The sequence below is a fragment of the Adhaeretor mobilis genome (assembly GCF_007741515.1).
Classification (GTDB): Bacteria; Planctomycetota; Planctomycetia; order Pirellulales; family Lacipirellulaceae; genus Adhaeretor; species Adhaeretor mobilis.
Genome location: NZ_CP036263.1, coordinates 304,107 through 329,904, shown reverse-complemented (window position 1 = coordinate 329,904; position 25,798 = coordinate 304,107). Strand labels below are relative to the sequence as shown.

General features: G+C 54.6%; 19 protein-coding genes. 8 read left to right on the top strand and 11 right to left on the bottom strand.

Annotation, left to right across the window (positions count from 1 at the left end; translation table 11 throughout):
- Nucleotides 1-34: 34 nt before the first annotated feature.
- Nucleotides 35-2,503, top strand: a complete 2,469-nt coding sequence (locus HG15A2_RS01250) for a CBM96 family carbohydrate-binding protein (RefSeq protein WP_145063874.1) — start codon at nucleotides 35-37, stop codon at nucleotides 2,501-2,503.
- Between the two features lie 76 nt (nucleotides 2,504-2,579).
- Nucleotides 2,580-3,269 (top strand): class I SAM-dependent methyltransferase, encoded by a 690-nt coding sequence (locus tag HG15A2_RS01245; protein ID WP_145057047.1) that lies wholly within the window; start codon nucleotides 2,580-2,582, stop codon nucleotides 3,267-3,269.
- 302 nt (nucleotides 3,270-3,571) lie between these two features.
- Here HG15A2_RS01245 and HG15A2_RS01240 read toward each other — a convergent pair whose 3' ends face one another.
- On the bottom strand, nucleotides 3,572-4,372 hold the full coding sequence (locus HG15A2_RS01240; RefSeq protein ID WP_145057045.1) for a hypothetical protein: 801 nt from the start codon (nucleotides 4,370-4,372) through the stop codon (nucleotides 3,572-3,574).
- A gap of 390 nt (nucleotides 4,373-4,762) precedes the next feature.
- Between HG15A2_RS01240 and HG15A2_RS01235 the strand changes: the two genes are divergently transcribed.
- A complete protein-coding gene (locus HG15A2_RS01235; RefSeq protein ID WP_145057043.1) occupies nucleotides 4,763-5,089 on the top strand; it encodes an SAM-dependent methyltransferase in 327 nt (108 codons plus the stop codon).
- Here the strand turns inward: HG15A2_RS01235 and HG15A2_RS23725 are convergent.
- Entirely contained in the window at nucleotides 5,035-5,424 is a 390-nt protein-coding gene (locus HG15A2_RS23725) for a DUF4158 domain-containing protein (protein ID WP_218932248.1), read from the bottom strand. The genes HG15A2_RS01235 and HG15A2_RS23725 overlap by 55 nt on opposite strands.
- Before the next feature lie 406 nt (nucleotides 5,425-5,830).
- Between HG15A2_RS23725 and HG15A2_RS01225 the strand changes: the two genes are divergently transcribed.
- From HG15A2_RS01225 to HG15A2_RS01210, 4 genes are all read left to right on the top strand, one after another.
- On the top strand, nucleotides 5,831-7,465 hold the full coding sequence (locus tag HG15A2_RS01225) for a DUF7453 family protein (RefSeq protein ID WP_145057041.1): 1,635 nt from the start codon (nucleotides 5,831-5,833) through the stop codon (nucleotides 7,463-7,465).
- A gap of 480 nt (nucleotides 7,466-7,945) precedes the next feature.
- The gene (locus HG15A2_RS01220; protein ID WP_218932247.1) at nucleotides 7,946-8,488 is read left to right on the top strand and encodes a tyrosine-type recombinase/integrase; all 543 of its coding nucleotides are present in this window, start codon (nucleotides 7,946-7,948) and stop codon (nucleotides 8,486-8,488) included.
- 97 nt (nucleotides 8,489-8,585) lie between these two features.
- Nucleotides 8,586-9,434: a class I SAM-dependent methyltransferase gene (locus tag HG15A2_RS01215; protein WP_145057039.1), complete on the top strand. Its 849-nt coding sequence runs from the start codon at nucleotides 8,586-8,588 to the stop codon at nucleotides 9,432-9,434.
- A 265-nt stretch (nucleotides 9,435-9,699) separates the two neighbouring features.
- Nucleotides 9,700-11,496: an esterase/lipase family protein gene (locus HG15A2_RS01210; RefSeq protein ID WP_218932246.1), complete on the top strand. Its 1,797-nt coding sequence runs from the start codon at nucleotides 9,700-9,702 to the stop codon at nucleotides 11,494-11,496.
- Between the two features lie 189 nt (nucleotides 11,497-11,685).
- Here HG15A2_RS01210 and HG15A2_RS01205 read toward each other — a convergent pair whose 3' ends face one another.
- From HG15A2_RS01205 to HG15A2_RS01195, 3 genes are all read right to left on the bottom strand, one after another.
- Complete coding sequence (locus HG15A2_RS01205; protein WP_145057035.1) at nucleotides 11,686-12,003, bottom strand: hypothetical protein; 318 nt, start codon at nucleotides 12,001-12,003, stop codon at nucleotides 11,686-11,688.
- A gap of 374 nt (nucleotides 12,004-12,377) precedes the next feature.
- Entirely contained in the window at nucleotides 12,378-13,238 is an 861-nt protein-coding gene (locus HG15A2_RS01200) for a pirin family protein (protein WP_145057033.1), read from the bottom strand.
- Nucleotides 13,239-13,273: 35 nt separating this feature from the next.
- The gene (locus HG15A2_RS01195; protein WP_145057031.1) at nucleotides 13,274-13,942 is read right to left on the bottom strand and encodes a hydrolase; all 669 of its coding nucleotides are present in this window, start codon (nucleotides 13,940-13,942) and stop codon (nucleotides 13,274-13,276) included.
- 180 nt (nucleotides 13,943-14,122) lie between these two features.
- On the opposite strand from HG15A2_RS01195, the gene HG15A2_RS01190 reads away from it, so the two are divergent.
- A complete protein-coding gene (locus HG15A2_RS01190) occupies nucleotides 14,123-14,452 on the top strand; it encodes a winged helix-turn-helix transcriptional regulator (protein ID WP_145057029.1) in 330 nt (109 codons plus the stop codon).
- Between the two features lie 34 nt (nucleotides 14,453-14,486).
- Here HG15A2_RS01190 and HG15A2_RS01185 read toward each other — a convergent pair whose 3' ends face one another.
- The 6 genes from HG15A2_RS01185 to HG15A2_RS01160 all read right to left on the bottom strand — a co-directional run bounded on the left by HG15A2_RS01185 (nucleotide 14,487) and on the right by HG15A2_RS01160 (nucleotide 25,686).
- Nucleotides 14,487-14,870, bottom strand: a complete 384-nt coding sequence (locus HG15A2_RS01185; RefSeq protein WP_145057027.1) for a hypothetical protein — start codon at nucleotides 14,868-14,870, stop codon at nucleotides 14,487-14,489.
- A gap of 2 nt (nucleotides 14,871-14,872) precedes the next feature.
- Nucleotides 14,873-16,348 (bottom strand): oxidoreductase, encoded by a 1,476-nt coding sequence (locus HG15A2_RS01180; protein WP_145057025.1) that lies wholly within the window; start codon nucleotides 16,346-16,348, stop codon nucleotides 14,873-14,875.
- Nucleotides 16,349-16,410: 62 nt separating this feature from the next.
- The gene (locus HG15A2_RS01175; protein WP_145057023.1) at nucleotides 16,411-17,019 is read right to left on the bottom strand and encodes a hypothetical protein; all 609 of its coding nucleotides are present in this window, start codon (nucleotides 17,017-17,019) and stop codon (nucleotides 16,411-16,413) included.
- A gap of 52 nt (nucleotides 17,020-17,071) precedes the next feature.
- Nucleotides 17,072-18,826: a hypothetical protein gene (locus HG15A2_RS01170; protein ID WP_145057021.1), complete on the bottom strand. Its 1,755-nt coding sequence runs from the start codon at nucleotides 18,824-18,826 to the stop codon at nucleotides 17,072-17,074.
- 268 nt (nucleotides 18,827-19,094) lie between these two features.
- Nucleotides 19,095-23,540: a tetratricopeptide repeat protein gene (locus HG15A2_RS01165; RefSeq protein ID WP_145057019.1), complete on the bottom strand. Its 4,446-nt coding sequence runs from the start codon at nucleotides 23,538-23,540 to the stop codon at nucleotides 19,095-19,097.
- A 349-nt stretch (nucleotides 23,541-23,889) separates the two neighbouring features.
- Nucleotides 23,890-25,686, bottom strand: a complete 1,797-nt coding sequence (locus HG15A2_RS01160) for a hypothetical protein (RefSeq protein WP_218932245.1) — start codon at nucleotides 25,684-25,686, stop codon at nucleotides 23,890-23,892.
- Nucleotides 25,687-25,798 lie beyond the last annotated feature (112 nt).

Here is a 25,798-nt window from a genome sequence, read left to right as displayed (position 1 = left end):
CAGGTGATTCTGCGCAAAATCATAGAGGCGGACGATGAAACTCCCGATGGCAGCTGCTTTGTGTCTTGTCGCAGTGCTTGCTGCGCTCTTGGCCACCCACGACGTATCTGGCCAAACTGTCACAATCCAATCGACGGTCGTTGGCGAAACACCCAGTATCATTGGGCTGAATAGCGGCAACTACCTTCCGGGGGCCAATACCAGCACGTTCTGGCGGTGGACCGGCGTCAACGGCGCACGCATCTTCACTTCCGCCCCCAACATCGAACAGGTCGACGACATCCCCGGCCACGGTGATGGTGTGAGCAGCGAGTCCAGCTTCCTCGCGCGACGCACTGCGGTGCGGGCCAACCCGACCAATCCTTCGTTGATCAACTTCTCGGCATTTGAAAATGGTTATCAACACAACGAATCGGATTTCATTAACTATGACTTTGCCTACGGCGAGTTGACTAGCAATGGCATCAGCCCGCTAGCCATGATCAACCGAACTGAGGGCCAATTCCCCTTCGCCCAGGCCGGCACCGCCGCCGGCTGGGCCGACAGTTGGGAACATTGGCAGCACTACTACGCCCAGGCCTATTACCTCGGTAGTAACCACGATGTCGAGCGATACAGCATGTACAACGAGCCCGATCAGGGTAGCCAGGACGTGACTCAGGAAGACTACCTGCTCCGCTTACAACTAGCATCAGACGCCATTCAAAGTGCCTTGGCCGACGTGAACCGCGACTTCGGTAAGAACCTCCAAGCCAACATCCTCGCTCCCATCACCGCGGGCGGCGCCAACGAGTACTTCGCCCGCACGGACAACTCCGACACCCGCGACGACGAGCAAGGTTGGGGCGAACTGGTCATCAACAACCTCAACACCAATTTCCTTGGCCAAGTCGATCCTAATTTTCAACTGGTCCACACCTACGCCTACCAACAATACAACCAAGACGGCCGCCGCTACGCCGATGACTTGGCGTTTATCCAACAAGAAGCGGCAAATGACATTGCCGTTAATAACCTGTCTGGTGAAGTCGGCTTCGGCCTTACCGAGTTCAATGTTCACTCCAACGGCGTCTTCGAGGATCGAACCGATGACCTCAACACACCGTCACGCTACGCGCGGCTCGGGGGCATCATCACCGGCCTTACGAACCAGCAAGCCGACGAGCTGTACCTATTCAAATTCGACTCCAACGCCGAGGACAGCTTCCTCCAGAAGAACGGCATCTTCACGAACAGTCGTTTCGACGCCCCCTACAATGTTGGCGGAGCCAGTGCAGCCGCCGGCGTGCTCAAGCTGTTCACAAAAGGCTTTGTTGGTGCACAGTCTCTACTTGATGAAGCCACGCACAGCATCAACAACCTTGACGTTGCGACCAGCTACAACGAATCCAAAGACACGTACTATGTGCTTTCGGCAAACGAGGCAACACAGAGCCGCAGCCTGACGTTCGACCTCTCCGACCTCAACGTTCAGCCAGGTGCCATTGTGCAGATCGAAGAAGTTTCGGAAGGCAATCTCGCTGAGGTTACCCAACGCTCCGTCGTGACAAACAGCCTGCAGATCGACGTAGAGCAATCGCCCGAAAGCGTGTTGCTAGTGTCCGTGCCGCGCACAGCGCCAGACCAAACGCTCGCGCTCACCGCGACTGACGACGCCACGGTGCGAGCCGGCAATAACCTCAGCAACAACGCTGGTAGTAGCAACAACCTTTACGTACGCAATGTCACTAATAGTCCTAATGGTCGAGCGGTCGGACTGGTCCAGTTCGATACCTCCGCAGTAGATTCATCATCTGTCGTGGAACAAGCCGTATTGCAACTGCACGGCGAAATCAACGAAGGCGACGCCGAGTTCGTCACTGCCCACGTCTACGGAATCGTCGGCGACAACTGGGACGAGTCTTCGATCACCTGGGCCATGACTAACAACCTGTTTGAAACAACCGGCACGGTAACCGAGATAGCGGACAACTTCATCACCGGCGTCGGCGATACTGCCGAATTCCTCGGTCACCTCACGCTCAGCCAATCTTTCGAGTCCGTGGCTCTGGACGTCACTGACTTTCTGCAACTCAACGGCGACCAGCAGGTGAACTTCCTAATTTCTCGCGAGGTACGTTTCGACGGCGAAGACGTCGATCGATCGCTCGGTGCGATCCGCTTCGATTCCAAAGACAACAGCAGTGGCCTGGGCCCGCAGTTGTTGTTGTCCCTGAGCGATGTACCGCTGCTAGGCGACTTCAACGAGGACGGCTTCGTGAATGGGGCCGACCTCGCAAACTGGCAGTCGGGCTATGGGATGACGGGCAACGCAATGCTCGAAGATGGCGACGCCGATGCCGATCACGACGTCGATGGCAATGATTTCCTGGCTTGGCAACGCGGACAAGGAGCCGCTTCGGATTTGGCCGCAGCCGCGACGGTAGTTCCCGAGCCATCAACATTGCCGATGCTCCTGCTAGGCATGCTCACTTACGCGCGAAGCCGCCGCCGCACAGCCTGATTCACATTCGAGTCGGATCGACTGCAACAACTCGGTCGATGAACGCTTCTTCTGCAAACGCACTTTGGATTGACCTATGAAGTTGCTAGCTGATGATGTGTTGGAGAGGTCATCCGTTGTCGTTAATTGCTGCATGAATAGAGAACGCAATTTGCTGGGCACGAACGGGTATGATAAGGAGCTGCGGCTTAATCCAATGGACTTGCTGAAGGAACTGGCGGCGACTCATGGAAATGCACGGTGGTTGGACTTGTGCTGCGGAACGGGGAAGGCCCTCATTCAAGCAGCATCCCTTGTTGAGTCTGACGACTTAGCGATCACTATAGTTGGTGTTGATCTCGTTGGGCAATTCTTGCCTTCAGAATCAAAGAGGCTCCAGCTGGTGCAAGCCTCACTCACGCATTGGTCGCCCGATGAGAATTTCGACTTGATTACCTGCGTCCACGGTCTGCACTACATTGGTGACAAACTTGATTTGGTTCTCCGAGCCAGATCGTGGCTCAATCCACACGGAATATTGGTAGCTAACTTGGATGCCAGTAACTTCAAGATTGAAGGGGCAACCTCTCCGCGGCAAATTGTCGAAGGGCTACGACAAGCAGATTTCGAATTTTCATCCCAGCACCATCTTTTGAAGTGCTACGGACGGCAAAAGCAGCGCATGCCGTTCCAGTACGTGGGGGCGGACGATCAAGCGGGCCCAAATTACACCGGCCAAGCTGTCGTTGATTCCTATTACCGATGCTCAACGACCCAGGCTAGCTAGGGAGGTTCGTGGGTGCGATCTGTCACATCGACCGACTGGAGTTAGACTCCCCAGAACTCCCGGCGTGTGCCACTACTGACTCTGAAAGTGCGTCAAACGATGACTCTTGTGCAGGTTAGCAGTTGGCAACTGTCGGAGTATTACAGATTTTTTTCGCGAAGTCACAATGCCCGCAGCTCTTGGTCTGTCGCATCTCGGACGCAACGAAAACAGCGGCCAGCTCCCTTGGGAAGTTAGCCGCCGCTTGTCGACAAACATTCTTCGCTCTACTTCATTTCCACTTGCAATCTGGCCCCTGACGATCAGTTAGTCCAGGGTGTCCTGAGGATCTTACCAGTTCTTTGCATCTTCCGGAGGAATTGCCGGAGGTCGGCCTGTGAGTCGCCTGTTCTAGTTTCACCAACAAAACCAATGCCGCCACCGACGTTTCGATCGAAGCGGATCAGCGGTTGATTGATCCTAAGATTGAAGAGCGCGATCCAGTCCTTCCCACGATTGACGTTCGTTCCCGGCCGACCGCCCAGGATCACCCATTCGTAGGAGGGTGAGCTGGACCAGTCCAAGTTCACGCCGACCGCCTGCTTCGAGAATTTCACGAACTTGCTCTTCGAACCCCAAGCCATCGCGATCGGTTCGCCGTAAATAATCGGTGACTGGACTGAGCCCGAACCGTAGGGAGTCGAGAAGAACCATTGCGATTTCTGGATGGCCATGTTTGCACTAGCGTGGTCGGTCCAGTCCAATTCCATCCCCTGGCCAGCACCCATATTCTCATACTGAAGGAACTTCCGTACCGTTTTATTCTTGAGGTTGTAATTCCTTTGCATCGAACCGCTGCTCCAAGATGATTTTGGGTAAACCAATCCTGTCTTGTTAGCGCCAATCATCCACTGCCTGTAGGGAGAAATCGTATTCAGTGCCTGCAAGAACTTCACGTCTTCAGGTGACTGAGGGTTTAGGAACCCAGCTCGGGCTGTTTGTGCAGTGAGTTGACTCGTTTCGAATCGAGTGTTGCCCTTTCGCTGGGCCGTTGCGGTGGCGGCCAAGGATGCTGTAACAACAAGTGCCAGCACCAACGTCGCAAATCGATTTTGAGTAGTCATCGTCGTGTCCTTCCAAAATTAGGGGAGTTTTTCGGACTCAGTGAGAGGTCGCCTGAGTGACGTTTTGCCTCTAACAATGCAAGCGAAGCAGCCGTGAAGGTGTTACAGAGATTCGTCGCAAAATGACGAAGTGCGGAAAAAAGAGACCAACACTATTCGGATGGGTGAACTCGTCGGCTGAAGATGCTACTCGGGAGAAATCCACCTCGTCGAGTTGGCGTCCCCACTCCCTCGCAGAGGTTTGTCCAACTTCCGCGAGAAAACAAGCGGCTAAAGTTGCTACGATGACTTTATAACGAGTTCGGCTCTGGCGATGCTGACTCAATCGGAGTCACCATGTCCTAGTTGTCTTGCCTGAAGGGCAACACGAAAGTTGTTGGAAATCGGCCCATGACGCAACCAACCTCCAGCGTACCCTACTGTGCGCGCCTCATGCGCCAACTCGCCAAGGACGATGCGCAAATTAAGGCGGCCTTCGGGAAGCACGTCCATTGGGGATACTTCGAAGATCCGGCTCAGGGTCACGTGAGCGCCAGCGACTATGGTCATGCCGCCGAGGCAATGTGCCTGAAGCTGCTTGATCTTGCTGAAATCACCAACGGGCAAAGGATTCTCGATGTCGGCTGCGGTTTCGGAGGTACGATCTCCTGCCTCAATCGCTACTACTCACAAGTCGAACTGATCGGCTTGAATATCAATTCACAACAGTTGCGATAGCCGTAGAGACGCTGGATTTCTGCCGCATGTTCCAGTCGAGTTGGTGGACGCTCCAAGTATCGTGGCAGGCAAGCTGCGTGTATAAGTCCTAACTGACGAGCGAGATTCGCACTGGCCGGGATATCAGTTGGGTCCGGCAGGAATGTTCCCAAGAATCGGACCGTGCAGAGCTGCACGGCGAAGCCGAGTCGGTTGTGGTCTCCACGTCGACAGGCGATGTGAGCCCGGTCGGTATCATCGAGGTGGAAGTGCCGAGAAAGCTGCTTAGGGGTCGGTTCTCCCGCGAATCGCCCGTATCGCTGGGCCTGGTCGTCGGTGAGAAAGTCGACGGGCACGGGAAAAGCCTCCTTGCATGAAAACCTCTATCTGGACTTGATTTAGAGTCATTTATAGCCCCAAGACGTGGCCAGTTGAAGCTGGTTCGCTGGAACGTGCTTCCCTGCTTCGGGATCGACGCAAACTATTTGATTTGCCGGTATCCCGACCTTAGAATTGGGGTTTAACATCGCTTGGGGAAGCGTTCGCTTCGCTCGATAACTGGCGATTATGTGCGGTTGAGTACATGGTCGATCGCCTCCTCGGCAATGGGTATTTATTTTTTCTGTTCTCCATGGATCATTGTAGTCTTGCCACACATATTGGTTGTATGGGTGAGTGAAATTTTTTGACTAAGCTCTAGGCTGGTAGTATCGATACGCTTGCACTGCTGTTCCACAAGTTCCTTCCAGGCACGGATTGACTATGTCTAAATTTTTTCTTCCCAGTACCCATTTATTGCTCTCTGCGCGGGCCTCAGTAAGAATTCGTGATATCACATTTTTTGCTGCAACAGTAGTGGGATTTGTTGCATCTCTGGCAAACGCGAATACACCCATACTAGTCGCTCGTTTCGGCGAAGCGACGCCTGACGGCAATGGCATGTACGCGGACTTCCTGCCTCCCGTTTTAAGTGATGATGGTGCTGCGGCATTTCTCGCATCCTTAACGGGCACAACGGGCAACTCCAATGATGATAGTGGCCTATTCGTGGGAAGCGGAAAAACGCCGGTCGTGCAAATCGCGAGAGAAGGCCAGCCTGCACCCGATGCCAATGGAGAGTTAGCGGGATTTTTAAGTCCTGCAATTAACAACACCGGCCAAGTTGCAGTTCGCGCAAGCTTACGGCGAACCAGCGGGGGAAGTAGCGACGATTTCGCGATCCTTCGAGGAGATGGGAGCGGCCCTTTGGCACTGATCGCGCGTGAAGGCCAGCCCACGTTGAGTGGTGATGGTATTTTCTCTCGGCTCTTCGATCCCATCATTAACGATCTGGGCGAAGTTGCCTTCTTCACTCAATTGGGTGACACCCGTGGGGGCTTCAATGACTATGCGGCAGTGTACCGTAGTAATGGCTCCAGCGGGCTAATAAAAATTGCCAGGACGCAGGATCCTGCGCCTGGAGGCCAGGGAAACTTCGCCGCACTCGGCACTCCGGCATTTAACAATAGCAACGAAGCAGCCTTCGTTGGCTTGCTAGCTGGTCTCAGCGGCTCATCCAACACCGAGAACGGCATATTTCGAGGCGATGGAGACTCGCCACTTGAACAGATTGTGCGAGGTGGCCAGCAGGCACCGGGTAACAACGGAGCGTTTTCTTCCTTTTCGGATATTGGGTTAAATGAGAGTGGACAAGTCGCCTTCCTAGCAACGCTTCGTGACACGGTTGCTGGCTCCAGTGACAATCGCGGCGTTTTCCTTGGAGATGGTAGCGCGGTGCCAAGGGAAATCGCACGGAGCGGTAAAGTCATTGGAGACGGAAACGAAACCTTGACAGGATTTGTCGGACTGACAACCAACAATCGAAGTGAGGTGGCCTTCAGAGCTGGCTTGGCAAACACGCTCCTAGGCAACGTTTCAGCGATCTTTCTCGGAAATGGCTCTGAGCCGCTCACCGAGATTGTACGCGCTGGGCAATTGGCGCCCGACGGCGACGGTACCTTCTCTACATTTTCAGATCCCGTTCTCAACGATCAGGGGCAAGTGGCATTCACTGCAAGCTTGGCGAATACGGCACCGAATAGTGGAGGAAGCGGCATCTTCTTATTTGACGATGAACTGGGACTGATTCAAGTTGCCCGAGAACGAGAGCCATTCATAGAAGGCGAAATTATCAGCTTTCAATTTAGCCAGACGGAGGCCAGCAGCGGTCTCAAGCGAAGTGGTCTGAATCAAATATCTCAGCTTGCGTTGCTGGTATCGAACACAGGAGGACCTGGCGGGATCGCTGTGATCAGTGAGATCATTGTGCCCGAGCCTACAACGATCAGCATTTGCATAGCAGCGGGATTGGGCCTACTGACCACCCGCCACCGGCGCTATCCTAAAAATCGTGCATAGTCGAGTGCCATGCTACAAAGAAATCTCGGCGAATTGAAAACGGAAGTATTGCAATTGACTGCCTGAATAGCGTTGTGAACTCTTCTGGTTTTTTCAGCGAGTAGGGTATCGAGAAAAGAGCCTTGAATATTGCGTAAGCTCTTGATCAGAAAGCTGTCAATTTTACGAGACTGCGACATCGTACAGTCGAGGGGCAATTCGCGAATTGCCGCGAACGTTATATCTACCGCCTGCATTTCGCCGTGAGACAAGTTGCAAGTTGGCTAGACAACCCGAAGCCGCTTTTCGCTGACGCAAAGTTGCAGAGGTGTATTGTTGCACAAGCCAACTCTTGCAAGTTAAAACTCTCCCGCATCTGACCCTTTTAGGGAAAGTTTGAGTTATTGATTGGCCGATTCTTCGAGGTATGAACACCTCAACCAATCGACGCCAAGCATCGTTTTCGGGAAAGTTACCGCCTTCAAAGCCAAAAACTCCGATGTGAGACCACGTGAATACCTCACTGACAAGGAAGTAGACCGGCTAATAAGAGCCGCGTCAAAAGTTGGACGGCATCGCCATCGCGACTCGTCTATCATTCTTGTTGCCTACCGCCACGGTCTTCGAGTCTCGGAACTCGTTTCCTTACAATGGAATGTGGTCGAGCTAGAACAGGGACGGATGCACGTCAGCCGTTTAAGAGACGGCCTTCCATCCGTTCATCCAATTCGCGGTCCAGAAATCCGTGCGTTGCGTCGTTTGAAGCGCGACTATCCGGGCTCGCCCTATGTGTTTGTCACGGAACGAAAAGGGCCACTAACGGCCTCAGCAGTTCGTAAGATGATTGCCAGAGCTGGCGAAAAGGCTAATTTCGGTTTCCGGGTGCATCCGCATATGCTTCGCCATGCAACAGGCTACAAGCTCGCCAACGATGGCCACGACACACGAGCCATCCAGCAGTATCTCGGCCACAAGAACATCCAGCACACCGTCCGCTACACCCAGCTCACAGCGGCACGGTTCAAGGATTTCTGGAAGGATTAGGCCCGCCTGGGCAGGGCTGACGACCGCTTAGCGTATAATCCTGTTCCGTTGGTCGTCAGACCCCAAGGGCAACACGAAAGTTGTTGGAAATCGGCCCATGACGCAACCAACCTCCAGCGTACCCTACTTTGCGCGCCTCATGCGCCAACTTGCCAAGGACGATGCGCAAATCAAGGCGGCCTTCGGGAAGCACGTCCATTGGGGATACTTCGAAGATCCGGCTCAGGGTCACGTGAGCGCCAGCGACTATGGTCATGCCGCCGAGGCAATGTGCCTGAAGCTGCTTGATCTTGCTGAAATCACCAACGGGCAAAGGATTCTCGATGTCGGCTGCGGTTTCGGAGGTACGATCTCCTGCCTCAATCGCCACTACTCACAAGTCGAACTAATTGGCTTGAATATCAATTCACAACAGTTGCGCCATGCCGCTGCCTGGATCGAACCTAGCCCGAATAACCTAGTGCATTTCATTGCTGCCGATGCAGCTGAACTCCCTTTTGCCGACAGTTCTATTGATCTGGCATTGTGCGTGGAGAGTGTGTTTCATTTCGATCGAGCACTTTTCTTCGCTGAAGTCTCTCGGGTTCTGCGCAAGGGAGGAAGCCTTACTCTATCCGACTTTCTGCTCAATCAACGTGCAGCCAATTTTATGGAAGGCATCAACCTAGGTGAGGACGAGGCAGTTCGCTCCGCCTACGGCTCGATCGATATCAGTTGGACACTGGATCGTTACAAAGAATTAGCAGCTAGTTGTGACTTGTCCTTAACGCACACTGAAGACATTAGCCCAAACACACTGCCAACTTATACGTTTCTCGATCAGTGTGTTGAGGGTTGGGAAGATGAGACGGAAGCAGCACTTTTCAAGCGCGCTACGAACTTGCTGGAGAAGGCAACTCGCCGTGGTTTTATTGGCTATCAGCTCATGCGGTTTGAATTGAAATAAGCCGACCTCAACCTGCTACTCCTCCCCTGGACAAACCATCCCAGGCAGAAGTGAGTCGCGAGTGCCCTGCTGAACGAGAGCGATTCGCTGCTAAACCTTTCGGATTGGAATGATTCTCCCGACTCAGGAAGGCGAAAAGCTGGTCCCAATTCTTCCTGAACGGTGACGTGCAACATTTCCCGACAAGGGAAGTGGTATGTTTGAACTGTCGGTAGCTGGAAGCTGCGCGGTCCAAGCTACGAAGTCACGGAAGAGGATCAGGCTAATGGATGAGTCCGTTCACAGATTTCAAATCACACAGCGCCTACTAGTGGTAGCTGTTTGTGCTGTTCTGGTTGTCGGATGTTCGGTCGCCCCGAAGCGCACGCAGTGGCACCCTCTTGCTTACACCGCTCCGAATGGAGATGGCATCGGCAATTGGGGCCTGATAGCAGCCGAAGACTCTTACCTCGCAGCGGTTGATCTTGAGGCCAAGAACTGTCCCGATTGTGTCGAAGAGTATCTCAAGACTGCTTGCAAAGCATGGGAAGCTCTCGATCGTGAGATTGCGAGCAAGGGAAAGTCCTCTACGCGAGCGGTTGGCCTCTACCAATCTTCTGTCGCTAAACTGATTGTCACAGGCCAGCGATTCGGTCGCTGGGACCCCAATCGAGGGTTGATCGTTGCCAGCTCCTGTGGGACGACTCTTTTGCCGACCTGTTATCACGGATTCAACTGGTCGCCCGATCAGTTTCAACATCTGGAACCAGTCGGGGAGTATTCCACTCCTGCGGTGTCGACAGCCTATCGCAGTACAGGATTGGGAGTACCGTTGGTTGTTTCACGCAACGTCATCAATCCGCAACCATTCACACAGCAAGAACAGTCCTTTGCAGCGACCGCCCTAGTTCGATTCTGTAAGGAGCAAGCTTCCTATCAACTTGAGTTCTACGATCCACTACGCGAATCGGATGTGCAACTAGGGCGCTCTGCAGTTTCTCTCGTACGTGATTTATCCGCTCCGATCGCCTACGAGAGCTTGGGCGGGGATCGTGAGTGGCTCAATGACTTTCTCCAGCCGGGAGCAACAGGCTCAGGCGATGGTCTGTTCATGATCGAACCGTATCAGTCCGGCAAGATTCCGGTGATCTTCGTTCATGGGCTGCTGAGTGACCCGAAGACCTGGACCAACCTAGTTAATGAGCTCCGCGCTCGGCCAGACTTAAACGCCAGATTCCAGTGGTGGGGTTTCCGGTACTCTACGGGAGAACCGTTCCTCACGAGTGCGGCAGTACTGCGACGGCAACTTCATCAGATCCGCAGCACATACGACCCCCAACACCAAGATCCTGCCTTCTCGCAAATCGTGCTTGTCGGACATAGCATGGGTGGTAATGTGGCAAAGCTTCAAGTCACGAGCAGTGGAGATCAGCTCTGGCAATCAATCGCGCGCATTCCCTTGGGAGCGTTGGTTACCACAGAAGAGACACGAAGAGATTTGCACCAGAGCTTTTTTTTTCAGCCCTCACATGATGTGAAACGAGTTGTATTTATTGGGACACCTCATGCCGGTTCCTCCTGGGCACGTCGCCCCATCGGTCGCCTAGGATCGATGCTCGTAGAGACGGATGCCAGTACAGAAGCTACGCACACTCAACTAATTCGTGACAATCCGGATGTTTTTACCGAAGAATTCGCCGAGCGATTTCCCACGAGCATCGACCTGCTGGAACCGGAAAGTGCACTGCTGGCTTCAACTACGAGACTACCCTATTCTCCCTGGGTGAAGCTCCACTCAATCATTGGTACTGGGAAAAACATGCGTGATGGTGAACCAGCCGACGGAGTGGTTCCCGTAGCGAGTGCTCGTCTCCTGGGAGTTGCCAGTGAGATACTAGTAGACGCCAAACACGAATCATTGCACCGCGAGCCTTCCACAACCTCCGAGGTAATTCGCATCCTGCGTGTACACCTGGCGAACTGCGGAGTATTTCCACCAAGTCGTGACCAGACGGTGCACCCTTCCGGTCTAGATAGCTCCCAAAACCATAGGCATCTTGAGGTTCGCTCGGCGCAGGAATAGTAATCTGTCGAAGAGCCTGAGAGATGTTCGGGGGTCGTTCCCTCGCCTCCGTGGAATGCCGTTTTCGCTTGGCGATCCTCATCTACAGAAAACCCCGCAGCCGAATAAGCTCGACTGCGGGGATCGAAATGTTTCTAGTTCCCTTCACTTTTAGCGAGGTGCGAGCACCGCAGTGAAATGGGAGTTGCTCTAGAAACCGAAGGATACGCTGACGCCGCTGCGGCCGTAGCCTCGACCGTAAGCGCCGCCGTAACCGTAGGCGCCGCGATAGCCGCTGTTGTAGTAGCTTGGTCCGCGTGAATAGCCGCGATAGCCAGAGTGGTAACCGCCGCCATAGCCGCCACGGTAGCTAGAGCTACGATAACCCGAGTTGTAATAGCCGCCACCGTAACCGCCACCGCCGTAGTAGCCACCGCCGCCACGACGACAGCCGGCATCCGCTTCAGAGGCACCTGCCACGGCTATAAGGCCGACTGCACAAACCGCGATTAACGCTTTTCGAATCATGTTTTCTTCTCCTTGGCGCGGGAGGAGCGCCATAAAACCTAAGTTCCTAAATCCACAGCAACCATTGCGTGAATCAGTCGCTTGACCACCGGTAAAGAAGGCATGTCTCGTGCCAGAACTAGTTCGCAGTCCACAAGTCGTTGCAGCGCATCACGTTATGTTGCTTTTTGGAAAGCATTTGCTTTCATTCGCTAAGATCATATCGTGATCGGGCTGACCACAGATTGTATCCAACTCGCTACCAGATCACGACTTACGGCATTCCGTAGCGTTGATCTGTGCGAGGAGCGGGGAGTTTTTGCGAAACTCCAATGGGGAGCTGGTCACATGGAATCGCCTACGAATTCCGCTCGCTCGCAAACAACTAGCTAGTCCTACGAACTGAGCTTTCCCATTTTGCCTGCATGGTAGTCGGCGATTGCTACTTGGATTTCCTCGCGTGTGTTCATCACGAATGGGCCTTGCCCGTAGACTGGTTCGGCGATGGGCTCGCCGGTGAGAATTAAGACCCGCGACGCGGTTTCTGCGTGCAGCTTGATGGCTTCCTCCGCTCGCTCGCATTCCACCAGCTCGACGGCTTTGACCGGCACGTCGTTCACCGTGAGGTTGCCGTTTTGAACGATGAGCAGCGCGGTGTGCCCCGCTGGAACTCGCGCATCCAGAGCGCGACCTGCGTTGAGCTGCACGTCCCAGACGTTGATAGGTGTGAAGGTTTCGGCCGGGCCACGACATTCTAGAAAATCGCCAGCGATGACGCGAACTGTTCCAGCGACATCTGGCAAGGCAACACGAGGAAACTGCTCGTCGCGCAAGTCTTGATACTTGGGCAGCGTCTTCTTCGCGTCGGCTGGTAGGTTGACCCACAACTGCACCATCTCCAGGGTACCACCCTCCTTTGCAAATTGGCGGCTGTGGAACTCCTCGTGGACAATTCCCGCAGCGGCCGTCATCCATTGCACGTCGCCTGGGCCGATCGTACCATGACCACCACTGGAGTCGCGGTGTTCCAATTCTCCTTGATAAAGGATCGTGACGGTTTCAAATCCTTTGTGCGGATGCTCGCCCACACCTCGCTTAGTCTGGTCTGGGCCAAACTCGTGGGGACCTGCATAGTCGAGCAGTAGGAACGGGTCGAACTCATTCCCGCCACTGTAGGAGAACAGGCTCCGTACCGGGAAGCCGTCGCCAACCCAGTGTTGGGGAATGTCGCGTACGATTTGCTTGATGTTTTTCATGGCTCTACTTTCCAAGTGACTTGGCCTGTCTTATTTCATTGGTACCTATCCATCATCGTTTCGGGGCCATCTTTCACAACCGCCTGAGCCTTGTCGTAGCTTTCCATCAGGCACTTGTAGGTGGGCACGATGTGTTCCGCAATGATTGCGCCAAACTGTGAGCCTTCTGCCCGGTTCCAAGTTCGCATCAACTCAGCAACCATTGCAAACGTGTCCATCGGAATCGCACCCGCCTGTGTGATGCGTGCGATCGTCAAGTCGGTTGCCATCTTGCTCCAGTTGCCCGAGGCATCGACAACACAATACGCCTTGTAGCCCGCCTCGATTGCACTGATTGCTGGGAATGCCAGGCACACGCTCGTTAGTGTTCCGGCAATTACCATCGTCTTGCGCCCGGTCTTCTCGATAGCCTCAACAAACGGCGGATTATCCCAGGCATTGATCTGTCCGGTTCGCGGAATGAACTGTGCATGTGGCGCGAACTCGTGAATTTCAGGAATCAGCGGCCCATTGGGACCGTCCGGCACCGACGCCGTCGTCAACACAGGTATGTCCAACAACGTCGCGGTCTTGGCTAGTGCAATGGCATAGTTTCGCAGGTCGGGAACGGGAAGGTCCTGCACGGTATTAAACAGGCCGCTCTGATGGTCGATGAGCAACATGACAACATCATCCGGGTCAATCATTCCATTGGTGGAAGCCATTCCGATTCTCCTTTGCAAGAGTACGAGAGTTAGCAATGCTGTTGAGTGGCCGTGCAGAGTCGAGAACGACAATACCACTCATGTCATGCGACGCCTTGATTTTTACGCCTGTCGGAGTCATTCTGCAAGTATGGGCATTTTTGTTAGTAGTAACACAAGAGATACTATTTGGGAGGTGTCGTGGCAAAGGTCAAGAAGCAAGCTGCCGTGAGTTGCCCGGTCGAGACGACGCTGAGAGTCATCGGCGGTCGCTGGAAGGTGCTGATCATTCACTTCCTGCTGCATGGCACGATGCGATTCGGAGAACTGACACGCTCGCTCGGTACGATTTCTGCCCGGACGCTCTCCAAGCAGTTAAGGGAACTTGAAGCAGATGGCGTGGTGGATCGAAAAGACTTTGGCGAGATTCCGCCGAAGGTGGAGTACTCGTTGACGGCACTCGGCAGGAGCCTTGAGCCGATACTGCAATCGATGGAAGCCTGGGGCACCGCCGTCGAGACGCGACGCTAGGTGAAAGGGTGCCGCTGTACGGCGGGATCGCTTTCTAGCCGACTTTGCGGTTTAGCAGCAATCGAACCCAGGCGGACAAAATTTGTACACCATTGAAAACAAAGAAGGCGATGGTCCCGTAGCCGGCTCCGCAGACAACTAATTCTAATCTAGGTACTCGGGCAGGAGTTCCTTGAACCAACTGAAGAAACAATTCGCCAAGAACCACAACGACAATTCCACAGGAGATCGAGATGGATAGCGGGCGGTTGTACTTGCGAAAAACGACCAGTGAGGTTCCCACTGAAATGAGATATACGGAAACACCCACGTATCCACGCGGTGGAAAGCCGAGCAGCCGCATCCCGGCGAGCAGTGCTGCCCAGACGGTTGTACCGACGAACAGCGTGACTAGGTCAAATCGAATTGGCCGTGACATGGCTATCCATCCAATGCCTGCTTAATCTGTATCAACTCCTGTCGCTCTGGCATCTTCTTATAGTGTTCGTCTAGAGGGTAGCAACCGCTGACGATGCCGTTTCTGGGGGCGGTGGTGCAGTCGCTGAAGGTGCGGCAGATGAGTTTTCTGGCGAGCTTGCCTTCGCGAAGAACATCTAGCGGTAGCTCAGGGTAGCTGAGCACCATACGGCCCAGGCCGACGAAGTCGACCCAGTTTTCGCGGACCGCGGCTTGGGAAACTTGTGGGAGGTAGTCTTGCAGGTACGAATAGCCGCTACCCACCAGTGGCACGTTGCCGTGGCCGGCGGTGGTGAGTGCCGCCTTGCATTGGCGTACTACGTCCATTTGTCGCCACACGCCAACGAGCGGATCTTCCGGCGGCAGGTAGCCATCGCCGGGTGGGAAGATGGCGGGGCGTTGGATGTGGGGCACGTAATAAGGACTGCCGCAACTGATGTTGAGCATCGCGACGCCGTGCTCGATGAGCGTTTGCATGAGTTGCAGCGGTTCGGTGAGATCGTACTCCAACGGGTTCTGTGGATTCACGCCAAAGCCGTACTCGTACGGTAGCAGCGACTGATAGTCCATCGGCTGCCCCGTCTCGCGGCTGGTACGATAGGGCACGGTGTCGAAGATGCTCAGACGCACTCCAATAGCCAAGTCGGGAAGTTCCTGGCGTATACGGTCGATGATCGAAACCAGCACGCGACTGCGCCCCGCGAGATCGCCACCGTAGGGGCCCGGTCGAGTGCGAGCGCTGAGAAACTCGTGCAGTAGATAGCCATGGCATGCTTTGACATCGACGAACTGGTAGCCAACTTCATGGGCGAGTCGCGCTGCCGCGACATAGCTATCGATGAGCTGCTCAAGATCTGAATCGGTCCAGACAATGGTTTCATCTTCTGGATCGATGCCGAACTTCTCATCGAGCAGTGGATGGTGATAAGCGATTTTTGGTTCCCAGCGATGGTGATCGTTGGGTTTACAGAAACGGCCCGAGTGGGTGAGCTGCAAACCGACGAGCAAATCGTCCGTCGTGAGGCCCTGTTCGCGATGGCCGGCGAGTAGTTCGTCCAGTAGCGATTTGAGCCCCGCGCGATTCTCTTCGGTGGCAAGCGTTTGATTGGGATTCGCGCGTCCGGTGGGTTGCACGGCAGCAGCTTCGCCACCCCAGATGAACTTGGCACCGCTGCGCCCGAAACGCCGCCAGCGACGTAGAGTGAGCTCGGTGGGGCTACCATCGTGGTTGGCGTCCCAGCCCTCCATGGGATGAATGCACCAGCGATTGCCAATTGTGTGACCAGCCACTTCGTAGGGCTGCGCTAGGGGAGAGCCGGCCGCAGCGGTTTGAATTTCGCTGTCGATCGGCAGCGAGATTTTTAACTCCTCCAATCGCTGGGAGAGTTGTTCGACGCTCCGCAATTGGGCGACTTTGGGAAACGAGGGAGCGTCCGACATAGAGAATAGTTTCCTAGAACGCCTCGGAGGACGCTCCTTACAGGATAGGAGATGATCAGGGACTAGCGTTTCTCGAGCGCGTACTCAAACCACAGCTTTTCGGATTCCTTCGTCAGCTGCGTATCTAGCTGCCAGCGATCTTCTCGAAAGGAGAGCATGTACTTTTTAGTGTCGCTGTCCGATCGGTGAACAACCGGAGGTGCTGGCTCGGTAGGTTCCTCAGTGGTTGAGGTTTGTTCCTCACCGGGGCGCAAGGCGATGGAGCGTTTCGTGACCACCTCAATCTCGCCGGTGGGAACTGCCATGGAGTCATCGTTGGCACTGCGGCCGTCAACGGGATCACTATCAACTGGCGTGTTATCTACTGGGATTATGTCAATTGGACTAGAGCCCGTTTCAGAGGCCGGCAGATAGCGATGCGTGATCGACCGACTCACGACGAGCCCCGAATTGATGCGTGTTTCTTGAAAGAGACTCTCCAGGCGGCCGACCACCACTTCGAGCTTTTGCTCGGGAGTGAGCTCGGGAACCTGCGGTGGTGCTACTTTCGAATTGCCTTCGCAACCGATAAGCGATGTGCAGCCGACGAGCGCCGTGAACAATACCCATGCCAAGCAACGAGGGGTACCATTGCTCAACGCGTCGGCGTTTCGCCTAGGAAAACTGAACACGACTAGTAATTCCTCGCCTGCCTGGTTGGGCTACTTTGCCAGAGAAAGGAAATCATTCGAACAGGTCGAAAGGGTCGTCCTCGGACTCCTCAGTCGTGGACTCATGAACATCGGATTCGCTTTCTTCGAAAGACTCTTCCGTGGCTTCATCGTCTGTTTCCCCCTCGGAGATTTTCTCTGACATTTGTTCGTCAGCAACTTCTTCTTCTCCGGAAAGCACTTTCTCTGATTCCGTCTCTTTGGGTTCGGCTGCCTCGGGTTCCGGTTCAGCCATTTCAGCTTCTTCTCCGAATGGATCAGTCTCTTCTGCTATATCGCCAAAGAGGTCGTCTTCAGGTGCCGCGGCGGGCTGAGGTGCTGCTGGCGCGGGTAGAGGTTCTCCTGCCGGAGTGTCTGGCCCCAGCTCGAAACCGGCGTCAGGTGCGGCGTCCTGACCGGCGTCACCGGGGCCGGGAGCGCCTTGACCAAATGGGGGCAAATCTTTGGGCAATTCGATATTTGGCTTGGGAAGAAGTCCACCAGCTACCTTACCGAGTACGCCAAGTAGCTTGCCAGATTCTACTTTGCTCGATTCGGGAAGTGTGATTTTCGCGGTGGTTGCTTCCGCAATAGGTGAAGGTTTTTCCGAGGCAACATCTGCAGGCGTGGGCTCAGCTGATTCGTCCGGTTCAGACTCGCCAAACAAGTCATCAGCAGCTTCGGGTTCGGAAGGTTCATCGGAGCTAAAGGGGTCCTCAGCGGACATGTCAGTCTCTGCAGGTGTACTGGAATCTGGTTCAACCGTTTCTGGTTCTCCAAACAGATCGTCTGCCTCGGGCGTTTCGCTTTCGGCAGGAGCTCCGAAAAGGTCGTCAGCGGGGGTCTTGGCCATCTCTGTGGGCTCGGGAGCACTGAAGGGGTCTTCGTCGCTTTCGTTCGCAACCACATGCGGCTCGGCGACTGGTTCTGGCTGCGGAGCTGGCACTGGTTGTGGAACTGGCTGAAGGGGCGTCGATTCGGTGACCGCAGTTTTGGCTGGTTCGGAGTCACCGAATAATGCATCGCCACTATCGACCGTTACAGGAGCTGCTGGTGCGGGCGAAGGTTCAAACGGCGAGGGCGCTGCAGATTCAGCTGTTGGGACTGGCTTATTGGCTACGTCCTTGGAAGGCTGCGCGACAACGGGCTCACTAACGGGCTCACCGAATGGGGATTCCTCCAGCGATGGCTTCGAGATCGCGGGTTGAACCGGAGCCGACTCGACGTAGGTGCCGGGCATCACTTGAGAATCGGGGGTGACGATTTCCACTGAAGAGGGCTCTAGCAATTGCGCTACGGGGAGTTCGACAGGCTTTCTTAGTACATAAGTTTCGCGTGTGGTGAGTTTACGGTACTTGGCTTGAGCTTCTTGGGTAGCTGCGTTGGCATTGGTGAGGCGCCCCTGGCGACGGAATTTTTCCAGAGTTCGTCGGTGCACACCTTGCACACGAGTAAGCGCCCGACTTATGCCGCGACCACTTGGCGAGTTGCGTGCCTCGAGCGCGGCCCCGATCTGAAAGTCTTGTTCGGCTTCAAATTGGCGACCCTGGCTGAGTCGCGAGAGACCGCGGAAGTAGAAGGCGAGTGGATCGCTGACTCCGGCCGAAATTGCAGACGTCAGTTGTCTCTCTGCTTCGTAGGATTGCCCATCGAAGTAGGAGTGTATACCGCGGCCCAGAACAGCAGATGTACTCGATCGCCGCTGAGCAAACGTCGTGTCAGTGAAGCCTATCGAAATCGACATACAGGCGATTGCCAACAGAGCAATGCGGTAGCGTTTGAGTAACATAGAGGAACTCCCTGAGGCACCAGACTAGCGGCGCAGTTTATCAATACAGTTTATCAACACACAATTTTGTACCACAGCACAGCAATAGGGTTGAGCGAGACGAGTGATCGTCCAAGCGGCCATCCCTTGGATATTATGATACCAAGCACGCCGACGGTTGCACGCCTAGCTTCGATCTCTCTATGGTACTCACTATGGGTGCCGGCGTCACGTTGCTCGCTACGGTCGGGATAATCCGCAGAACCACCCCTGAGGTTTCCCAGCGATTCTAGAGCTCGGCACCTTTGGCACGAATGGATTCGATTTTTCGTTCTGCCTGCTTGAAGCCCTCCTGCTCCAACGGAGTGAGCACAGACGCTTCCAAGCCGATCTTCTCCCCGCGGTCCCACGCCTCTAGGGCGGCCTCCTCATTGCCAGCCAAGAGTTCTGCCTGAGCTAGGTGGAAGTATTTGCTTGGTGTGGCACCGATACGAATGGCCATGCGCATGTCCTTTGCGGCGTCGAGCCCTTCTCCGCGAGCAACATGAATCAATCCGCGGGTATCGAGCACATCGGAAAGCGGCCCAATGAGTTCGATGGTGTCGTTGACGAGTCGTAACGCCTTGTCCTGTTCGCGTCCGGTCAGTGCGTAGAGGAACGCCAAGTTGTTCATGCCGCTTGCACGCAGGGTTTCAGGGATATCGTCGCGATCGAGGATCGCCTCGTAGGCGGCAATCGCCCCGTCGTAGTTTTCCTGGATCTCTAGCATCTCTGCCTCGGCAAGTAGTCGCCTAGCAGATTCGGGGTCGTCTCGTAAAGCCGCTTTGACCATCTTGTTGATAGTCTCGTCAAGCCGATCGCCATACTCCGCACGGCGACTGCGATAAACCGCGACTGCCTGCTGCAAGACCGAGTCGATGTTTTTCGAGAAGAATTGCTGCAATTCCTGCAAGCCTTGCTCTGCATTTAAGTGATTGGCTCTTAACGCTGCAAGTTGCATGAACACCTGGGGGTTCTTATCGAAGCGCAGATAGTTTTCGTAGAGACTCTCTGCGTACTCGTAGTCTTCAACGCGCTGGGCAAAGCCAGCAACCGTGAGCAATTTTGGGAGGGTAGCTTTAGTGAGTTTTCTCACGTCGGGAGTCACTCGTTGCAGGATCTGGCGAGCTTGTTCCATGTCTCCACGAGCTGAGGCCAGTTGGGCCCGCAGTTCGAGGGTTAGCTCTCCCGTCTCATCAAACTCTTGAATGCCGGTCAACCACTGGTCTGCTTTTTCAAACTCGCGTTGCTCGATGAGCATGCCGAGATAGCGCACACGCAGCTTAACATCTTCCGGGTAACGGCCGATCAAATCTTCCATGTGGTCCTGGCAAGCCTCCCACTCGCCCACTTGGTAGAGTAGCTGTCCGAGACGTACGTCTCCCGCTTTGGTAAGCTTACTTGTTTGTTTCAGATCACTGAAAATCTCCACGGCTTTCAACCAGGAGGCGGGATCTCTTCGCACGGAAAAGATATCGGCGAGCAAACCGGCCATTCGCTCTTTGTTGGCAGACTTTTCGTAAGCTGTGGTGAGCAGCCGTTCTGCTTTGAGCGAGTCGCGATAGTCGCCGGTACGCGCCATCATAGTAGCGGCCTTGCGGAGAGCCCAGCGGGCGTTGTCCGTATCGAACGAATACTTTCCTTCGTTGGCATCTTTCAGGATGCGGTTAATGTAGGGCTTTGCTTTTTCTATTAGCTCCGTCTCCTTGGGTACGTTGAGATTCCAAGTGAGATAGAAGTCGGCCATGCGGCGTGCGTTGGATCCATCGGAATCCTCCTCACCCCAGATTGTGAGATAGATATTCTCGGCACGCTGCCATTTGCCACTGCGTTTGTAGTAGTAGGCCGTTAGCGTTGGGATGTAACTTGCGTCGAGCGCGAGTTGGGCCTTCCGCAGTGTGCTCTCTACTTCGTCGAATTCTTTACGCGAAATCAGCACATTGACAAGCGTGGTCCAGGCACCGAAGGAGTCGGGTAGAATTTCAACGGTTCGATTGGCAGCTTCCAACGCATCGTCCAGCTTGTCGGCATTACGAGCGATTTCAGCAAACCACGCTTGCACGTTACCGTTATCGGGTGCTGCTTTCGCGAGCGTCTCTGCCGACTTGTAGGCTCCCGCGGAATCGCCATTATTGCTTAGCACATCGGCTTCCACTTGGCCAAGATACTGACTACGAACCGAGTGCGGGATGGCCTGCATCTGCTGGTAGGCTTCAGCATAATTACCCTGTCGAGCAAGTAGCTGCACAAGGATCGCAACCACATTAGGGGTGGCGCGTGAGTTCTTGATGGCTTGGCGAAAACTCTCGACTGCCAGGGAAAGATCCTGCGAACTGCTGGCCCCTTGCAAGGCGAGCTGACCTTTCAAAATATTCAACTCCGACCAACTGGGCCGAGCCTTGAGCGCTCGATCGACCATGGCTTCGGCTTTCGTAAGTTCTTCACGAGCCAGTGCCCCAGAAGTAACGCCGATGAGAATACGCTTCGCCCCAAGTGCTAAATAAGCCGGATCGTTCTTGTCGCCAAGGTACTTAAGAAGCAGCTCTTGGGCTTCCTCCATGCGTGCGTCGTTGCGCTCTTGGTAGCCGATATCGAACAGAGCATCGTACAGTTTGACCGAGTTCGGCGTGAGTTTGGTCGCTTGGAGGGTTGCCTGCCACGCTTCGTCGTACTTCTTGAGCCTTCGATACTGCGACCCAACAGCATTCCACACGTTGGCCTTTTGGTCGATAGTCCAATCGCCCATATCCTCCGCGACCGTGCGAATCTGGTCGGCGACCTCCTCGTCGCCGGTCTTCCGGTACAAGGAAGCGAGCAAATCGGCAAGCATGATTCGACTGTAGGCCGAATCGCCAAACTTTTTGACGGTCTTGTCGAGCGACTTCATCGCAACGGCAGGGCCCTTGTTGGGCATCACATTCAAGAGCCTTGCTACCGAATAATGAATGTTGATGTCTTCGCTATCTTTCGCGTAGCCTTCGCGAATGCGATCTTGCGCCTCGTCCCACAACCCGCGGGCAACGGCCACCTGCGCTTCGTACAGATGCTTGCGAGCCTCGGTCGTGAGCTTACGGTCGACGAGCCCATCGATGTAGAGCTGGATGGGATTCCAGTCTTGCTCAGATTCCTCGCGCGCGAGCTGGACATCAATCATGCGCTGCAGTTCTCTCTCGGGAGAGTCACTACCCTCGCTGCCTTGACTCCGCTCAATTGCTTTCAGTTGCTTCTCGACGAGTGCGTTTCCTGGAAAGGTCTGTGCGAGCGAGCGGTAGATATCCAACGCCAAATCGCCTTCTTCCAGCGCGGCATGGCAAGCCGCCTGGTAAACACCTGCCTGCAATTGCAAGCCTCGATCGCCAGTGAGCTTGGGTCGCACGCGTCGATAAATCTGTATCGCTTTTTTAAAGTCTCGATTCATCTGAGCTTGGCGAGCTCGGTAGAAGTCGGCAACCTCCTCGAATATCGGATGCTTACCTTTCTCAAACGCGCTGATCTGTCGGTCAATTGCCTGTTCGTCTTTGTCTTGGAGGAGTAACTCCATGTAGGACTTGGCAAGCGGATAGCCGCGCTCGACTCCGAATTCTTTAACCGCAGCAGCGAGCGTGGCTCTTGCCGCTTCGGGATCTTCGTTGGCCAATTGGGTCTGCGAGATCGCCAGCGGGAACGCTGCATTCTCGGGAAACTTCTCGGCGCCCTCGCGGTAGAATTTCAATGCCTCATCGAACCGCTCTTCCGTACGTTCTTCATTGCCCATAGCCAAGAGGACTTGCTCTTCCTCGGGGCCCAACTCATACGCCTTGGCCAGAGAAGCTTCAGCCTCCGCTTCGATCTCTTCCAGTTGAGCCTTGAATTCCGCTTCCTTAGCCTCCAATTCCTTTCGCGCTGCTTCCTTGCGGCTGGGGGTGGGGGATTTCACTACCGCCTGTTCATAGGTGGTCGTCTCCCGTTCCGTACGAGCCTTCTCGTTCTGAAGTCGTCGAGAAACCACCTTGTAGTTCATCAGGTGCGATTTGAAGGTATCCGGATTGGCGATCACCATTTGCTCGATGATCCGACTATTGAGCTCCTCGTTTTCCCCGATTGTAGAGAGATAGCGGGAGAGCAAATCGTACGTCTCCAGCTCCCCAGGCGCGGTGGCTTTCTCGAGATCAAACTCTTCGCTGATCGGGTTGTAGCCGATCATTGCATACCCCTGCTTCAGCATGGGCTTGAATTTTTTTGCTTGAAAGAGGCAGAGCGTTTTGAGGGCTTGCAACTCCGTATTATTCGGCTCCAACTCGATCAGAGGTTCGAGCGTCTTCAAGGCATCAATCGGTCGGCCGAACTTCAATTGTATGTCGGCAAATTTCCGCCGGATGCCCGGGTCGTCGGTTCGGCGGAGGGCGTCTTCAAGTACAGCGTACGCCTTGCGATAATCATCGATGCTCGCTTGGTCTTGAGCGGAGATCTCTTGAGCCAGATTGGCCATGCGAATGCGAACTTCATCGTCGTCGCGACGCAAGCGCAAGTACTGGTCGAGATTTTTCAGAGCATCCGCTTGCTTGCCTTCTTCCTCGTAGCGATCCGCAAGATCCAGCAAGTCGGTGGCATTCCGATTGACCTGATAGTTCCAAAAAGCGTAGGAAGCGCCAGAAAAGACCAAGAATCCGCCGACCAGACTAGCCAGCAGGATGTAGTTGACTCGGTAGCGTTGCATCGAATCGATTCCGCAAATCTGAGTTGTTGTGAATGAGCCTGCCGGGGCAACCGAAGTTTCTATACCTAGCCCAGCCCAGTAAGAGCACAGCCCTTTAGGACCAGCCCTTTAGGAACTGAATGCATCGCAAAGCGTACTTGTGGGACCAGGGGAAAGAGGCCGCAACACAAGCGCCAGCTGCTCTCTGCTTGCAAGTGGAGTCACCGTTGGGTGGCTTTCCTGAGCTCCGGTACCAATCGCCGTAACTGTCATGGTATCCGTGACCTGCGGCATGTCAACGAGCCAGCAAGGCTCAGTCAAAGGTACCAATTAGGAAACTTAGTGATTCTGGCGAACTGACGCCGGGCGGCTAATGAATTTCAAGCAGGACGGGCCGTGATCTGACGCCTGGATTCCCTTCGGTATGCACCTGTAAGGTGACAGGGCCTTTCCCCAGTTTCTCTGCTGGCACCCTCAGCCTGCCAGTGCCGTTGGGAAGCCGCCCAAGTTCCTGGCCATTGTGGGTAACGATGGCAACTTCCTGGAGGGTGGATTCGATCTTCAATTCCAACTCCTCCTCAGATCGGTATTGGTCGCCTCCGGGCAAGTGTAGTTCGATGGCCTCGCGTGCATTGCTTACGAGCAAATCCTTCGACCAGCGACTCTGGGTAAGAACGTCGGATTTTTCCACGCCCACGACCACTAATCGATGATACCCGTCTGCAGCCTGCGTAGTGTCCCAGTCGAATTCTTCCCCTGGAGGAATAGCTCCAAGCCGATCGCCATCGAGATAAATCTCGTATCCGAGCATCGGGTTCGCTCCTGCGTTGGAGCCCGTGCCGTTCTCCTTCGCGCTGTTTCGTGCGTCCAAGGAAGCAGGAATCACCTCTGGGAGCAATCGGACTTTTCCTGAGACGACTCGCGGGAGCTTTTCTTTCATCGCGAGCGTCTTGGGCTTCGCCCACGGTTGGCATAGCGGATCGCCCACGACGATCAGTTGAAAAGGACCACTAATGGATTGATAGAAGGACTCAGCCAGGGAGCAGCCCCGCGCATAGTGTACGTGCAACGCAGCATTGGGGAATTTATTGGGGTTGGCCGTTGGTTCGATGACCGTGCCTGAGGCACCTGCTGCCCCATTGCGCAAATAATGAGTCAGCAAAGTTTGTCCACGTTTCTTGGTAGACAAATGGAAAGCGCCTCCAAAACTTGTGAGATTGTCCACCAAAGCACCGGGAGCCAGCCCCACGCTTCCCGTCAGAATAGGCTTCGGCGTACCCAACGTCAGGCCAATCACGTTCTGCTTACCACTGGGCACTTTCCCCTTGATGATGCTTGCTTCGACGCCTAACTTCCTCAGCTCTGCGACGGCTGACTCGAATGTGCGCGAACGGACTCTGGAGCGAATATCGCCGTTGGTCATGTAGCAAACGCTGGCCTGCGGGCGGGTGTAGTCTGATTGCTTGGCGCGTTTTAAATACGAGACAATTTCGTCTACGGTGTTACCATCGCCGTATGTAACGCCCAGAGCTGTTGATAGCAGATACTGCATCCCTTCCTTAGGATCGGAGATGCCACCCTGTTTCCAATGCGACTGGCCGTTGAAAGCGCGTGAGCGCTTTAGGCTGGTCTCCAACGGAGGACAATAAAAATTGGTGTTCAAGCCAAATAGCTCGATGTGTTCGCCCAGCGTGAATTGATACAAGTAAGTCGCACCCGTGAGCGATGTCCACGCACGTAACGAGCTTGGAGTTTTGATCTCCTTAGCTTTTAGTTCGGCACGATAGTCAACCGCAAAGGGGAAATGGACGCTATAGACGATCTGATCAATCTGCCCCCCCAGGTGACGAGCATTTATTTCCTCGATAATTGGTTGCAAGATTTCCGTGCGAAACCTTTTTGGAGAAGTGATTTTGCTGCGCGGATTCCAGGGCAAGTAGAACACATTGTTGGCGGGAATATCTCGCAATGAAATGTAGTGATTGGCAACGGTGATCGAGTCGTTGCTCTTAGAGTTCACCACCAAAAACACGCCCTCCGGCCCCCCACCCGCGTTCGCTTTGCCTAGGAGAGCAACGACGAAGAAGAATACGCCTAGGGTGAAAGCCGCCAAGTTTCGCCGGTTGGGAGGACAGGTACTATGTATGCCGATTGTTCTATCCACCATGAATTCAGCCAGGACTGCCTAGCAGTAAAGAGACTTGTCTTCCTCCAGCGATACCACTTTCTATGCGGTCTCGGTTTGATTGGCAAACGGGAAATAGCCCTGGCTCGTTGTG